Genomic DNA, 13,629 nt, shown 5'->3' on the forward strand with positions numbered 1-13,629 from the left:
GCGTTCAAGGAGGAACACATGCCCAAGCCCTCGTACAGAGTCCTCATCGGACTGCTCGCCGCCATGCTCGTCGCCACCCTCACCGCCTGCGGTGGGGCCGCGAGCGGCGGCGACTCGACGAAACTGAAGGTCGCCGTCACCACCCCGACCTGGAACGCCGGCTTCGCCACGTTCCTGCTCTCCCAGGCAGAAGGCTACTTCGCCGACGAGGGCATCGAGGTCGAGTTCACCCTGCCGCCATCTGGCACGCAGGCCGCACAGCAGGTGATCGCGGGCGGCGCCGACATCGCCCTGGTCACCCCGGAACCGGTGATCATCGGCGCGACCAAGGGCACCGACCTCACCTACTTCGCCTCCTACTACGGCGACTGGATCTACGGTCTGGCCGCGCTCGACGGCTCGGGCATCAGCAAGGTCAGCGACCTCAAGGGCAAGCGCATCGGCGTGACCAACGTGAGCAGCTCCGGCGCGACCTTCGCCAGGGTCGCCCTGCAGCTGGCCGGCCTCAGCGAGGACGACGCGACGCTGGTGCCGATCGGGGTCGGCGCGCAGCAGGTCACCGCCATCAACGACGGCCAGGTCGACGCGCTCGCGCTGTGGGACACCCAGTACCAGCTCGTCAAGAACGCCGGGATCACCATCACCGAGCTGCCGGTGGCGGAGATGACCGACATGTTCGGCGGCGGTTTCGTCGCCCGCAAGAGCAGGCTCGCCGAGGACTCCGAGGCGTTCGTCAAGTTCGGTCGCGCGTTCGCCAAGGGCGTGGTGTACGCCCAGGCCAACCCGGAGGCCGCCATCGACGCCATGTGGGAGTCCCAGCCGGACACCCGGCCAGGGGCCGACGTCCCCGAGGCCGAGGCCCGTGCCCAGCAGGTGAAGGTGCTGCAGGTCCGGATGGACGGCCTCGGTGTCCCGGAAGGACAGCAGGACTGGGGCACCATCGACCCCGAGCGGGTGCAGCGTGCCATCGACTTCGCGCAGACGGCCGCCCTCATCGAGGGGACCGTTGAGGTCGACAAGATCCTCGACACCAGCCTGCTCGAACAGATCAACGACTTCTCCCGTGACGAGGTCATGAAACAAGCCTCGGCGAAGAAGTGAGGCTCGGCCTGGCACTCGACCTCGGCTCGGCGGCTCCGGTCGCCGAGCAGGTCGCCGCGGCCCTGCCGCTGCTACGCACCGCCGAGGAGTCCGGTGTGGACACGGTGTGGCTCGGTGAGAGCTACCACCGGAAACCGGAGCCGTTCCACCTGCCGGCAACGCTGATCGTGCTCGCCCACCTCGCGGCGCACACCTCGTTGCGGCTGGGCACCGGGGTGCTGCTGCTGCGCGCCTACGACCCGGCGCGCCTCGGCTACGAGACCGCGCTGGTCGACCAGCTCTGCGGCGGGCGGCTGTCGGTCGGTGTCGGGCTCGGGCCGGCCGAGCTGGGCACCCGGTTCGCCGGCGGCACCGACATGGACGCCGCACTGCGCGCGCTGCGGGCGGCCTGGGACGGCGGGGTGGTTCCCGGGCCGGTCTCCCCCGGCGGGCCGCGGCTGCTGGTCGGCGGCGGGACCACCGCGTCGGTCCGGCGGGCAGCGGAGCTTGGCGACGGCTACTACGCGGCGACGAACTACTCCGATCGCCTGCTGGCGCGCCAGGCCATGGCCTACCGGGAGCGCGGCGCGGAGGGTGAGGTGGTGGCCAACCGGATGTGCCTCATCCATCCGGACGCGGACACCGCCCGCACGCTCGCCGCACGCCACCTGTCCCCCGTGCTCGACTACTACTCCAGCCGTGGCCTGTGGAAGTCCACACCGGACGATCCCACGCCGGAGATCCCGTCGCTCATCGGCACTCCGGCCGACGTCGCGTCCGCGCTGCGCCGGTATGCCGACCTCGGGGTCACGACCGTCAACCTTCGGGTCACGCCGCACGGCACGCCGCCGGACGTGGCCCGCCGCACCATCGAACTGGCCGCCGCCCTGAACTGAAATGTGAGAGCCGATGCCATCCTCTTTCGTCTACGCCGCGGTGCGCACCCCGTTCGGCCGCTACGGCGGCGCACTGTCGGGGGTGCGGACCGACGACCTCGCCGCCACCGTCCTGTCCGGACTCCTCGCCAGGACACCTGAGCTTGACCCGGCGCGGATCTCCGATGTCGTGTACGGCAACGCCAACGGCGCCGGCGAGGACAACCGCAACGTCGGCCGGATGGCGGTGCTGCTGGCCGGTCTGCCGGTCAGCGTGCCGGCCACGACGGTGAACCGGTTGTGCGGGTCCAGTCTGGACGCGGCCATGATGGCCTCGCGGGCGGTGGAAACCGGGGACGCGGACATCGTGGTGGCCGGCGGCGTCGAGTCGATGAGCCGCTCGCCGTGGGTGATGTCCAAGCCGGTCAAGGGTTTCCCGGCGGGCGACGCGACACTGGTGTCAACCGCGCTCGGCTGGCGGCTGGTGAACCCGCTGATGAATCCGGAGTGGACGGTGTCCAACGGGGAGGCCAACGAGCAGCTGGCCGACCGGTTCGGCGTCACCCGCGAACAGCAGGACGCGTTCGCGCAGCGGTCACACCGGCTCGCCGACCAGGCCTGGCACGACGGCTTCTACGACGACCTGGTCGTGGCCGTGCCGGGCACGGACCTGAAGCGGGACGAGGGAATCCGGGCGGACAGCACGATCGAGAAGCTCGCCACCCTCAAGCCCGCGTTCCGGCAGGGCGGACGGATCACCGCGGGCAACGCGTCCCCGCTGTCCGACGGCGCGTCCGCGGTGCTGATCGGCTCGGCGGACGCCTCGGCCACGATCGGCGCCGACCCGATCGCCAGGATCGCCGGGCGCGGCGCGGTCGGCACCGAACCACAGGCCTTCGGTTACGCGCCGGTCGCCGCCGCCGAGCGCGCGCTCGCCGCGGCCGGGATCACCTGGGCGGACGTGGGCGCGGTGGAGCTGAACGAGGCGTTCGCGGCGCAGTCGTTGGCCTGCGTCAACGCCTGGCCGATCGACCCCGAGCTGGTCAACACCCGGGGCGGCGCGATCGCTCTTGGCCATCCCCTCGGCGCGTCCGGCGGCCGGATCCTCAGCACGCTCACCGCGGTCCTGCGCGAGCGCCGCGCGCGGTGGGGCGTGGCCGCCATCTGTATCGGCGTCGGCCAGGGCCTCGCGGTCGTCCTCGAGAACACGGACTGATGGTCGAGATCTCACCGGACACCGACACGGCCGTCCGCGGCGTCGCCGACGGTTCGACCGTGCTGATCGGCGGCTTCGGCCCGGCCGGGCAGCCCTACGCCATCATCGACGCGTTGCGGCGCACCGGGGCCAGGGACCTGACGGTGGTGAACAACAACGCGGGCAACGGATCCACCGGGCTGGCCGCGCTGCTCGCCACCGGCCAGGTACGCAAGATCATCTGCTCGTTCCCCCGGCAGACGGACTCGTTCGTGTTCGAGGAGCTGTACCGCGACGGCCGGATCGAGCTGGAGGTCGCGCCGCAGGGCAACCTGGCCGAACGCATCCGCGCGGCCGGCGCCGGGATCGGCGCCTTCTACACCCCGACGGGCGCGGGCACCTGGCTCGCCGAAGGCAAGGAGGCCCGCGTCATCGACGGCCGAGAGTACGTGTTGGAGTACCCGATCCACGCCGACGTCGCGTTGATCCGCGCGCACACCGCCGACGAGGCGGGCAACCTCGTGTACCGCAAGACCGGCCGCAACTTCGGCCCGATCATGGCGACCGCGGCCCGGCTCACCGTCGCGGAGGTGACCAGGGTCGTCCCGATCGGCGACCTGGACCCGGAAACCGTGGTGACACCGGGAATCTTCGTGAACCGGGTGGTGATCGCGCCATGACCGTCGAGCACGCCGACCGCGGCCCGCTCGACCGGGCCGAGCTGGCCGGCATGGTGGCCAGGGACATCCCGCCCGGCTCCTATGTGAACCTCGGCATCGGGCAGCCGACGGCGGTGGCCGACCACCTGGACCCGGCGGGCGGCATCGTGCTGCACACCGAGAACGGCATGCTGGGCATGGGCCCGCGCGCCACCGGCGACGAGGTGGACCCGGATCTGCTCAACGCCGGCAAGATCCCGGTGACCGAACTGCCTGGCGCGGCGTACTTCGACCACGCGCAGTCCTTCGCGATGATGCGCGGCGGGCACCTCGACGTGTGCGTGCTCGGCGCGTTCCAGGTCGCGGCGGACGGCACGCTGGCCAACTGGCACACCGGCGCGAAGGACGCGATCCCGGCCGTGGGCGGCGCGATGGACCTGGCCGTCGGCGCGAAGGCGGTCTTCGTGATGATGACCCTGTTCGACAAGACCGGCGCACCGAAACTGGTGCCGGAGTGCGGCTATCCGATCACCGGCCGCCGCTGTGTCAGTCGCGTCTACACCGAACAGGCGGTCTTCCACCTCACCGGCGGCCAGATCGTGGTCACCGAGACCTTCGGCACCACCCTGCCCGACCTGCGCGCCCGCCTCGACGTCCCGCTGACCGGCTAGCACTCCCGCCCCGGGTCAACTGCTCTGAATGCCCCATTCAGGACGGTGAACGTCGCCAATGCCTCATTCAGGGCATCGCAGGGCGCGGCGTAGCACCTTGCCGCTGGCGTTGCGCGGCAGCTCGTCGACCACCGCCACCGTTCTCGGTACCTTGAAGTTCGCCAGCCGCTCGCGGGTCCAGGCGATCAGCTCGGCCGGCACGAGCTCGACGCCGAGGCGCGGGATCACGAACGCCTTGGGCACCTCGCCGAGGCGCTCGTCGGGCACGCCGATCACGGCGACCTCGGCCACCGCCGGATGGTGGGCGATGGTCTGCTCCACCTCGGCCGGTGACACGTTGAACCCGCCGACGATGAACAGGTCCTTGAGCCGGTCGGTGATCGTCAGGTTGCCCTCCGCGTCCAGCGTCCCGACATCGCCGGACCGCAGCCACCCCGCGGCGTCGATGGCGGCCGAGGTGGCCTCGGGGTCCTGCCAGTAGCCAGGGGTCACGTTCGCGCCTCGGATGAGCACCTCCCCCGGCTCGCCGGGGGCGACGTCCCGGCCGTCGGGGTCCACCACCCGCAGCTCGACGCCCGGCACGGCCCGCCCGCTGGTGCGCGCGATCGTCGCCGGCGGGTCGCCCGCCCGGCACATGGTCGCCGTGCCACAGCACTCGGTCATGCCGTAGGCGGTGACGAACCGGTCGAACGGCAGTTCGGTGCGGGCCCGTTCGACCAGGGCGACCGGGACGACGGCCGCGCCGGTGGCGGCGACCCGCAGCGAGCTGAGGTCGTGGTCGCGCCGGTGTGGACTCTCCAGCAGCGAGTAGTACAGGGTCGGCGGTCCGTTCATCACCGAGATCCGCTCGCGCTCGATCAGGCGCAGCGCCTCGGCCGGGTCGAACACCGCCAGCGGCACGATGGTCAGGCCGTGCATGAGGCTGGTGAGCATGCCCGCCTTGTTGCCGCCGGTGTGGAAGAACGGCAGCGTCACCAGGTAGCGGTCGCCCGCGCGCAGCCCCCACACCTCGGCGTAGGCGCGGTAGAGGTCAAGGCCGGGGCCGTGTGGGAGGGTCACGCCCTTCGGCGTGCCGGTGGTGCCCGAGGTGAAGATGATCTCCGCGAGGTCGTCCGGCCGGACGGCGTCGGCGGCCGCGCGCACCGCCTCGGCCGGCACCTCGGCGCCACCGGCGAGCAGGTCGGCCCACCCGAGCACGCCGGGCGCGGCCCGGTCGGCGAGGTCGACCACGGTCAGGCCGGCGAGCAGGCCGGGTGCGCGCAGCGCGCCGGCGTAGTCGTAGCCGAGGAAGCCGTCCTCCACCAGAGCAGCGACCGCGCCGACCCTGGCCAGGATCTCGCGCGCCTCCTGGCCGCGGTACCGGGTGTTCAGCGGCACCACGATCGCGCCCGCGTGCTGCAGTGCCAGCGAGGCGACCACCCAGCGCAGCGAGTTCGGCGCCCACAGGCCCACCCGGTCGCCCCGGCCGACGCCAAGGCCCAGCACCCCGCGGGCGGCCTCGTGCACGGCCGACGCGAGTGCGGCGTAGGTGAGCTCGGTGTCACCATCGCGCACCGCCACCGAGCCGGCGAAGCGCCGCGCGCTGGCGGCCAGCATCGCCGGGATCGTCCGTTCGGTCACTGACCCTCCCTAATGATGCTGTCTTAGGTGTCTTGACAATGATGAACACCGATCGGCGCTACGCTGGGTCCGGACCGGCACCCGAAGGAGAACGGCATGCGACAGCTGCGCCAACCGCGCCTGGCGGAGATCGTGGCGGCGCGGCTGCGCGATGACATCCTCACCGGCAAGCTCAAGGAGGGCGACAGTCTTCCTCGGCAGGAACACCTGTTCACCGACTTCCGGGTGAGTCTGCCGGCCGTGCGCGAGGCGATGCGGATCCTGGAGACCGAAGGGCTTATCACGGTGCGGCGCGGCAACGTCGGCGGCGCCGTGGTGCACCTGCCGACACCGGAGCGCATCGCCCGCACGATCACCATGGTCCTGCAGACCCGCGACACCACCATGGGCGACGTCAGCGGCGCGCTGCTGCACCTGGAGCCGGCGTGTGCCGCGTTGTGCGCCACCCGGCCCGACCGCGCGGACACGGTGGTGCCGGCGCTGCGCGCGGTGCTCGCCGAGCAGGAGGCGACCTTCGACGACCCGGAGCAGTTCCCGGCCCACGCCAGGAAGTTCCACGAGACCCTGGTGCGCCACTGCGGGAACGAGACGATGATCGTCCTCGTCGGCTCGCTGGAGACCATCTGGACCGCGCACGAGTCGACCGTGTGGTCCGACGCGTCCATGGTGGACAGTGCGCCCGACCAGACCTCGCCGCTGGCGCGCAGGTCCCGCCGGGCCGCGCTGCGCGATCACGAGAAGCTGGTCGACGCGATCGCCGCCGGCGACGAGAAGCGCACGGTGGCCCTGGCCAGTGCCCACCTCGCGGCCACCAGGAAGTCCAGCCTCGAGTCGGCCAAGAACGACACGGTGAACACCAACCTGTTGGACGACATCGACTTCTCCACTCGCCGATAGTCCAGCGATCACCACCCGTGCAGTTCCGGCAGGACGCGGTCGGCGAACCGTTTCAGGTCGGCGTACGCCTCGTCCCGAATGGACACCCCAGCGGTGGGTCCTGAGTGGACGATGTCGGTCAGCGGCAGCGTGTCGGTGACCGCGCGCAGCGTGCCGAGCACGGTGTCCGCGTCGCCGATCAGCTCGAAGTCCCGGTAGGCGTCCGGGCCGGGGGCCAGACCGTAGTCGAGGTCGGGGTCGCCCATCTCGAGCCGGATCTGCCGGTAGAAGTCCCACCGCTGGAAGTACAGCTCCTTGTTGCGCTCCCACACCGCGTCCGGCGGCTCGTCGGTCACGGTCATCGACCACGGGTTGGAGATCCGCCTGGTGGCCGGGTCGACCCCCGCCTGCGCGAGCCCGTCGAGATAGGCGGCGTGGAAGGCCGGGTCGACGCTCGCGCCATGGAGGTTCGCGCCGTGGCGGCCGGCACGGGCCGCGGCCGGCGGGGCGGTGGCCGCCACCCACAGCGGCGGATGCGGCCGCTGCAACGGCTCCGGGGTGACCGTGATGTCCGTGAGGTCGTAGTACCTGCCGGTGAAGGAGAACGGCCGCTCGGTCCAGGCCTTGCGCAGGACCTGAAGCCCCTCCTCCATCCGCGACGGGCGGGTCTTCGGCGAGTGTCCGAACGCGACGTACTCCAGCGCCCGGTGACCGCTGCCGACGGTGACGTCGAGCCGGCCGTCGCTCAGGTGGTCGATCACCGCCAGTTCCTGGGCGAGCCGGGCGGCGTGGTGCAGCGGCAGAATCTGGCAGTAGGAACCGATCCGCGCGGTCGAGGTGCGTTCGGCCAGCAGGGTGAGGAACACCGTGACCGACGGGGCGTAGCCGTCCTTGGTGAAGAAGTGCTCCTGCACCATCAGGTAGTCGAAGCCCATCGCCTCGGCCTCACCGAACAGCCACAGCCGGTCCTCCCAGAACTGCCGCCACGGCTCGCCGTTCGGGTTGCGCAGGTCCATGGTGAAGCCGACCTTCATCGGACACTCCTTGGTATCGAACGGATCTCACGGCCGGCCGGCGCCCGGCACGTCGACCTCGACCACCTCGACCGCGCCGTGGAACTCGCCCCTGGCGAGCATCTCCGGTGAGGTCCGGGCGGTCAGCACGAACAGGTCCCGACGCGCCGGGCCGCCGAGCACGCAGGCCGTTGCCCATCTGCCGGGCGTGCGGACACGGGCGGTCTCCCGGCCGCCGGCCGCGACCCGGACCACGGCCTCGGCGTCCAGGCACGCGACCCACACCTGGCCGTCGGCGTCCAGGCACATGCCGTCCGGGCGCAGGTCGCCGAGGTCGGCGAAGACCCGCCGGCCGCTGAGCGTGCCGTCCGGCGCCCGGTCGAACGCGGTGATCACGTTGCCCTCGGTCTCGCTGACCAGCAGGGTGCGCTCGTCGTCGGTGAGCACCACCGCGTTGGGGAAGCGCAGGCCGTCGGCCACGACCCGCACGGCGCCGTCGGGCTCGACCATGACCAGTGGCGCCGGTTCGAGCGGGGCGCCCGCGCCGAGGTCGAAGCCGAAGCTCGACACGTAGGCCCGGCCCGCGCTGTCCAACACGATGTCGTTGGCGTCGTGGCGCGCCCGGCCGGCGAGGTCGGCGTAGGTGGAGACCGCACCCGACGGGGTGCGCCGCAGGATCTTCTGGTCACGCTGTGACACCACGAGCAGTGACCCGTCTGGCTGGAACTCCAACCCGGACGGGCCAGCCTGGACCTGGAGCACCCGTTCGAGCCGGCCCGCGTGGTCCACTGTGTACACATAGCCGCCGTACAGGTCGGAGAACCACAACGCGTCGTCGAACCAGCGCGGGCCATCACACAGCACGAGCCCACTGTCGACGAGCACCCTCGTGTCGGCCATGCGCCACCTCCGGTCAAACACTCATATTATTGCTATATTAGAGAGAACAATGAATTCTGGCGCGACGTGGCGATCGCTCGCCGACCTGCTCGCCGCCGCCGCGGCCGACGCCGCGACCACCGTCGCCCTGCGCTGCGGCCAGGACCAGCTGACCTACGCACAACTCGCCGACACCGTCGGTCGGGGCGCCGCGGCCTGGCACGCCCTCGGCCTGACCACCGGCCAGCGGGTGGCGGTGATCGCGGTCAACACGCTCGACTGCGCGGTGGCGATGCTGTCGGTCGTGGTCGCCGGTGGCGTGCTGGTGCCGCTGAACCCGCGCTACCCCACCGCCGAGACCGCCGCGATCCTCGCCCGCGCCGACTGCCGGTTCCTGGTCGCGCAGGACACCTTCCGCGACCGTCCACTCGCGACCGACGCGGCGGCGCTCGTGCCGCCGGCGCGGCTGGTCCGCCTCGACGGCGCGGCCGGCGGGCCGGGCGTGCGGTGGCCGGACCTGCTGGCCACCGCGACCGGCCACGGTCGGGCCACGCCGGCCGAGTACGCGCTCGTCCAGTTCACCTCCGGCACCACCGGCGCGCCCAAGGGCGCGGTGCTGGCGCAGGCACCGCTGATGGCGACCGCGCGGACGTGGGCGGCCAACGTCGGCCTGCGCCGAGGTGAGGTGTTCCCGGTGACCTATCCGCTCGCCCACGTCGGCGGGTTCAAGACCGGGCTCGTCTCGCCGTTCCACGCCCGCGCGACGGCCGTGCTGCTCCCCCACGTGTCCCGCGCGAGCGTGGTGGCGTTGGTCGGCGGCGGCGAGGTCACCGTGCTGAACGCGCCGCCGACCGTCCACGGGTACGTGGTCGACGCGCTGCGGGCCGGTGACCTGCCGGCGCGGCCGGGAGTGCGCACCGCGGTGGTCGGTTCGGCCGTGGTGCCGCCGGATCTGGTCCACGCGCTGCTCGACGACCTCGGCGTGCTGGACGTGGTGATCGGCTACGGGCTGACCGAGGCCACCGGGGTGTGCACGATGACCCGGCTCGGCGACCCGAGGGAGCTGGTCTCCGCGTCGGTCGGGGCGCCGGTCGAGGGCGTCGAGGTGCGCATCGCCGGCCAGCCGGCCGGCCGGGGCCCCGAGCATGTCGGTGAGCTGGAAGTGCGTGGCGCCAACGTGATGGCCGGCTACCTCGCCGACCCGGCGGCCACCGAGGCGGTGCTCCACGACGGCTGGCTGGCCACCGGCGACCTGGCCTGGCTCGGCGCCGACGGCTACGTCCGGCTCGTCGGCCGCGTTCGTGAGCTGATCATCGTCGGCGGGTTCAACGTCCACCCCGCCGAGGTCGAGCACGTGTTGCGGGAGCACCCGGCGGTGCGCGACGCGGCGGTGGTCGGGGTCGCGCACGCGCGGCTGGGCGAGCTGCCGGCGGCGTTCGTGGTGGCCGACGGTGAGCCGGCGCTGCGTGCCTGGGTCATGGGCCGGCTCGCGGACTTCAAGGTGCCGCGCCACGTGTGGTTCGTCGGCGCGTTGCCCCGGGACGAGGCCGGCAAGGTGGCCAGGTCGGACCTGGCCCGGCTCGCCGAGGACCGCCTGTCCACTGTGGACGACGAGCGGACGGACGAGCGGACGGACGAGCGGACGTAGGCGGCCACGAGTTGCCCGACCAGCACGCCGTTGAGACGGTGATGGTCATGCGGATCGGTCTCGACCAGGACCAGCGTGCCTTCGCCGACGCGTGCGCGCGGCTCGCCGGTGACCTCGCCGGCCGCTGGTCGCCCGGTCGCGGCCCCGACGACGTCGCGCCGGTCGAGCCGGACGCCACGGCCTGGGCCCGCGTGTGCGCCGCGGGCTGGCTCACGGTCGGACTCGCCGAGGACGTGCCCGCGTCGGTCGTCGACCTGGCCGTGCTGGTCGAGCAACTCGGCTACCACACCGTGCCGGTGCCGGTGCTCGGCGCGCTGCTGGGCGCCGAACGGCTGCGCGCGGGCGGGGCGGACCCTGCGGTGCTGGCCCGCGTCGGCGCGGGCGAGCTGCGGGTGGCGCCGCTGCTGCGCGCCGATCTCACCGGGTTCGCGACCGACACCGACGCGGTGGCCTGGGACAGCGCGGGCGCCGAGGTCGCCTTCGCCGCCGACGGCACGGCACACCGCCTTGGCGACCCGCTGCCCGGCGCGGACCTCACCCGCCACACCCGCGCGGTCGGCACCGCCACGACCGGCATCCCGCTGGCCGATCCCGGTCAGCACGGGCGGTCGCGGCTGGCCGCGTTCGGCCGGGTGCTCGCCACCGCCGACCTGCTCGGGGTCATGCGGGCCGCGCTCGACGACGCGGTGGCCCACGCGCGGACCAGGACCCAGTTCGGCAGGCCCATCGGCGCGTTCCAGGCGATCCAGCAGCTCGCCGCCGAGAGCCTGGTGTCGGTGGAGGCCAGCCGCAGCGCGCTGTACCACGCCGCGTGGGCCGTGGACGCGCTGTCGCCGCCGGCCGCCCTGGCCGCGGCCAGCACCGCGAAGGCGTTCGTCGCGCCCGCCGCCGTCGAGGTGTGCGAGACGGCCATCCAGATCCTCGGCGGCGTCGGCCTGACCTGGGAGTCCCGCGCGCACGTCCGGCTGCGCCGCGCGCACACCTCCCGCGCGCTGTTCGGCGACGAACACCACCAGCTCCGCGCGCTCACCGACCACCTCCTAGGCGCGCGATGACCATGGACTTCGCCGACAGCCCCGAGGTCGCCGAGTTCCGCGCCGGCCTGCGGGCCTGGCTCGCCCGACGCCGGGACGACGCCGGCTGTTGGCACCGGGCGCTGGCCGAGGCGGGCTATGTCGCGGTGTCCCTGCCGGCCGAGTACGGCGGGCGCGGGCTCCCGGCCGACTACGAGGCGGTGATCGACGAGGAGCTGGCGCGGGCCGGGGCACCGCCGCCGCCACCCATCGGCCACCTCGCGCACGCCATCGCGGACTTCGGCTCGGCGCGGCTCCGGGCGCGGATGCTGCCCGGCCTGCTCGGCGGCACCGAGTCGTGGTGTCAGGGGTTCAGCGAGCCGGGCGCCGGCTCGGACCTCGCGAGCCTGACGACCACCGGGCGCCTGGCCGGCGACCACTACGTCGTCGACGGGCAGAAGACCTGGACCAGCGGGGCGATGCGGGCGAACCGGTGTCTGCTGCTGGCGCGCACCGAGCCGGACCGGCCCCGCCACCACGGGCTGTCGCTGCTGGTCGTCGACCTTGACTCGCCGGGCGTCGAGCGCCAGGAGATCACCCTCGCCGACGGCGGCCGGGAGCTCGCCGAGGTGTTCTTCGACGGCGTGCGCGTGCCGGTGGCCAACGTCGTCGGGGAGCCGGGACAGGGCTGGCGGATCGCGATGCACATGCTGACCTACGAACGCGGCCCGGCCGACATGGGCTGGGTCGGGCGGCTCGGGCAGGTGCTGGCCTCGGCGGTGGCCGACGTGCGCGCCGGACGCCGGGTGGCCGACGAGCCGTTGCGCAGGCGGCTCGCCGCGTGCGCGGTCAACCTGGACGTGCTGCGCTGGCAGGTGGCCAGGTCGCTGGCCAACCGGGACACCGCCGACGGCGCGGCCGGTTCGGTGGACAAGCTGCTGACCACCAGGGTCGAGCAGGAGCTGCACCACGTGGTGGCCGACCTCGCCGGTGCCGGCCTCGTACTGGGCGGGACGGACGCGTATGGCGAGTACCTGTGGTCACGGGCTCAGTCGATCTACGGCGGCACCCAACAGATCCAGCGGCAGATCGTCGCCAACCGGCTGCTCGGTCTGCCGCGCTGAGGTCGACCACCGCGCGGGCCAGCGCGCTCGCGGAGGCGGCGGCCGTCAGTCCGGGTGGTGCGTCCGTCCTCGCGAGAGGATGCCGAGGACGAGGACGTCGACCGACCAGGCGAACCGCTCGTCGCCGGTGCCGGACATGAGCTGATCCCTGGCGGCGTGCACGTGCGGGTACTCGTTCGCCGGCGCCCGGTTGATCGCCTGGGCGACCGGGCCGTCCGGCGCGGCCGGGTGCGGACCACCCGTATGTTCGGCCGCGACCGCGGCCACGAACATCGTCAGCAGGTCGATGGCCCAGGCCGCGGTCGTCGGCTCGACGCCGGCTTCGGCAAGCAGCTCGAGGAGGGCTTCGGCGATCCGCAACGCGTTGGGCCCCACGGCGGTGGTCTGGACAGCCAGTTGGGCAAGAGCGGGGCTGGTCGACAGGACTTCCGCATAGGCGCGAAGAAGCCCTTCGAGGCGATCGCGCCACGGGTCGCCGACATCGCCGATGGTGACGGCGTCCAGTGCACGATCCAGCACCAGTGCCTGTAGTTCGCTCATGTCGTCGATGTAGGCGTAGAGCGAAGCCGGGCCCGTGTCGAGTGCCGCCGCGATCCTGCGCAGGCTCATGCCGACACCGTCCTTCGCGGTGACCTGACGCAGCGCCTCCGTGACGATCGCGTCGCGGCTCAGCGGCGACTTCGCCGGCCTGTTGCGACGGCTCTCCACATGTGAGGAGCGGAACGGATCACGCGGTGCCATGGGCAAACGGTATTCGTTACGAATTTTGTTCGTCAATCCCGGTGGCGGAGGCGATCCGTCGAGGTCAGAGAGGTCCTGAGCACTCGACGACGAACGGTGCGCTTGACAAACGGTGTTCGTGACGAATAGCGTTCGCCTCATGCGCCCCCCGCGACGCCGACAATCCGAGTTCCGGTCGGAGACCGAGTCGCTCGCGACCACGCGCGTACCCGACCCGTCGGGAAACCTGCCGCGT

Annotated in this window: 13 protein-coding genes; 9 read left to right on the plus strand and 4 right to left on the minus strand. The window is 72.5% G+C overall.

Annotated elements, in window-relative coordinates; all coding sequences use genetic code 11:
* Window positions 1-18: 18 nt before the first annotated feature.
* Genes ACYVIP_RS36880 through ACYVIP_RS36900 form a run of 5 tightly spaced genes read left to right on the plus strand, consistent with a single transcriptional unit; the run spans window position 19 to window position 4,480 of the window.
* Window positions 19-1,101, plus strand: a complete 1,083-nt coding sequence (locus tag ACYVIP_RS36880) for an ABC transporter substrate-binding protein (RefSeq protein WP_460405028.1) — start codon at window positions 19-21, stop codon at window positions 1,099-1,101.
* Window positions 1,098-1,976 (plus strand): LLM class flavin-dependent oxidoreductase, encoded by an 879-nt coding sequence (locus ACYVIP_RS36885; protein ID WP_460405030.1) that lies wholly within the window; start codon window positions 1,098-1,100, stop codon window positions 1,974-1,976. The genes ACYVIP_RS36880 and ACYVIP_RS36885 overlap by 4 nt, the downstream gene beginning before the upstream one ends.
* 13 nt (window positions 1,977-1,989) lie before the next feature.
* Complete coding sequence (locus ACYVIP_RS36890) at window positions 1,990-3,171, plus strand: thiolase family protein (protein ID WP_460405032.1); 1,182 nt, start codon at window positions 1,990-1,992, stop codon at window positions 3,169-3,171.
* Window positions 3,171-3,830 (plus strand): 3-oxoacid CoA-transferase subunit A, encoded by a 660-nt coding sequence (locus ACYVIP_RS36895; RefSeq protein ID WP_460405034.1) that lies wholly within the window; start codon window positions 3,171-3,173, stop codon window positions 3,828-3,830. The genes ACYVIP_RS36890 and ACYVIP_RS36895 overlap by 1 nt, the downstream gene beginning before the upstream one ends.
* Window positions 3,827-4,480: a 3-oxoacid CoA-transferase subunit B gene (locus ACYVIP_RS36900; protein ID WP_460405036.1), complete on the plus strand. Its 654-nt coding sequence runs from the start codon at window positions 3,827-3,829 to the stop codon at window positions 4,478-4,480. Before ACYVIP_RS36895 ends, ACYVIP_RS36900 begins: the two co-directional genes overlap by 4 nt.
* Before the next feature lie 63 nt (window positions 4,481-4,543).
* Here ACYVIP_RS36900 and ACYVIP_RS36905 read toward each other — a convergent pair whose 3' ends face one another.
* On the minus strand, window positions 4,544-6,100 hold the full coding sequence (locus ACYVIP_RS36905) for a FadD3 family acyl-CoA ligase (RefSeq protein ID WP_460405038.1): 1,557 nt from the start codon (window positions 6,098-6,100) through the stop codon (window positions 4,544-4,546).
* 96 nt (window positions 6,101-6,196) lie between these two features.
* Here ACYVIP_RS36905 and ACYVIP_RS36910 point away from each other — a divergent pair, with 96 nt between their 5' ends.
* The gene (locus tag ACYVIP_RS36910) at window positions 6,197-6,997 is read left to right on the plus strand and encodes a FadR/GntR family transcriptional regulator (protein WP_460405040.1); all 801 of its coding nucleotides are present in this window, start codon (window positions 6,197-6,199) and stop codon (window positions 6,995-6,997) included.
* Window positions 6,998-7,005: 8 nt separating this feature from the next.
* Here ACYVIP_RS36910 and ACYVIP_RS36915 read toward each other — a convergent pair whose 3' ends face one another.
* Both ACYVIP_RS36915 and ACYVIP_RS36920 read right to left on the minus strand, forming a co-directional pair.
* Complete coding sequence (locus ACYVIP_RS36915) at window positions 7,006-8,010, minus strand: LLM class flavin-dependent oxidoreductase (RefSeq protein ID WP_460405042.1); 1,005 nt, start codon at window positions 8,008-8,010, stop codon at window positions 7,006-7,008.
* 27 nt (window positions 8,011-8,037) lie between these two features.
* Window positions 8,038-8,889: an SMP-30/gluconolactonase/LRE family protein gene (locus ACYVIP_RS36920; RefSeq protein ID WP_460405044.1), complete on the minus strand. Its 852-nt coding sequence runs from the start codon at window positions 8,887-8,889 to the stop codon at window positions 8,038-8,040.
* Window positions 8,890-8,938: 49 nt separating this feature from the next.
* Between ACYVIP_RS36920 and ACYVIP_RS36925 the strand changes: the two genes are divergently transcribed.
* The 3 genes from ACYVIP_RS36925 to ACYVIP_RS36935 are packed head-to-tail and all read left to right on the plus strand — an operon-like array spanning window position 8,939 to window position 12,653.
* Window positions 8,939-10,516: an AMP-binding protein gene (locus tag ACYVIP_RS36925; protein ID WP_460405045.1), complete on the plus strand. Its 1,578-nt coding sequence runs from the start codon at window positions 8,939-8,941 to the stop codon at window positions 10,514-10,516.
* Between the two features lie 47 nt (window positions 10,517-10,563).
* Window positions 10,564-11,571, plus strand: coding sequence for an acyl-CoA dehydrogenase family protein (locus ACYVIP_RS36930; protein ID WP_460405047.1), 1,008 nt, complete (start codon window positions 10,564-10,566; stop codon window positions 11,569-11,571).
* Entirely contained in the window at window positions 11,568-12,653 is a 1,086-nt protein-coding gene (locus tag ACYVIP_RS36935) for an acyl-CoA dehydrogenase family protein (RefSeq protein WP_460405049.1), read from the plus strand. The genes ACYVIP_RS36930 and ACYVIP_RS36935 overlap by 4 nt, the downstream gene beginning before the upstream one ends.
* Window positions 12,654-12,698: 45 nt before the next feature.
* Here ACYVIP_RS36935 and ACYVIP_RS36940 read toward each other — a convergent pair whose 3' ends face one another.
* Complete coding sequence (locus ACYVIP_RS36940; RefSeq protein WP_460405051.1) at window positions 12,699-13,394, minus strand: TetR/AcrR family transcriptional regulator; 696 nt, start codon at window positions 13,392-13,394, stop codon at window positions 12,699-12,701.
* Window positions 13,395-13,629: the final 235 nt, after the last annotated feature.

It is taken from the genome of Actinophytocola sediminis (genome assembly GCF_054779715.1).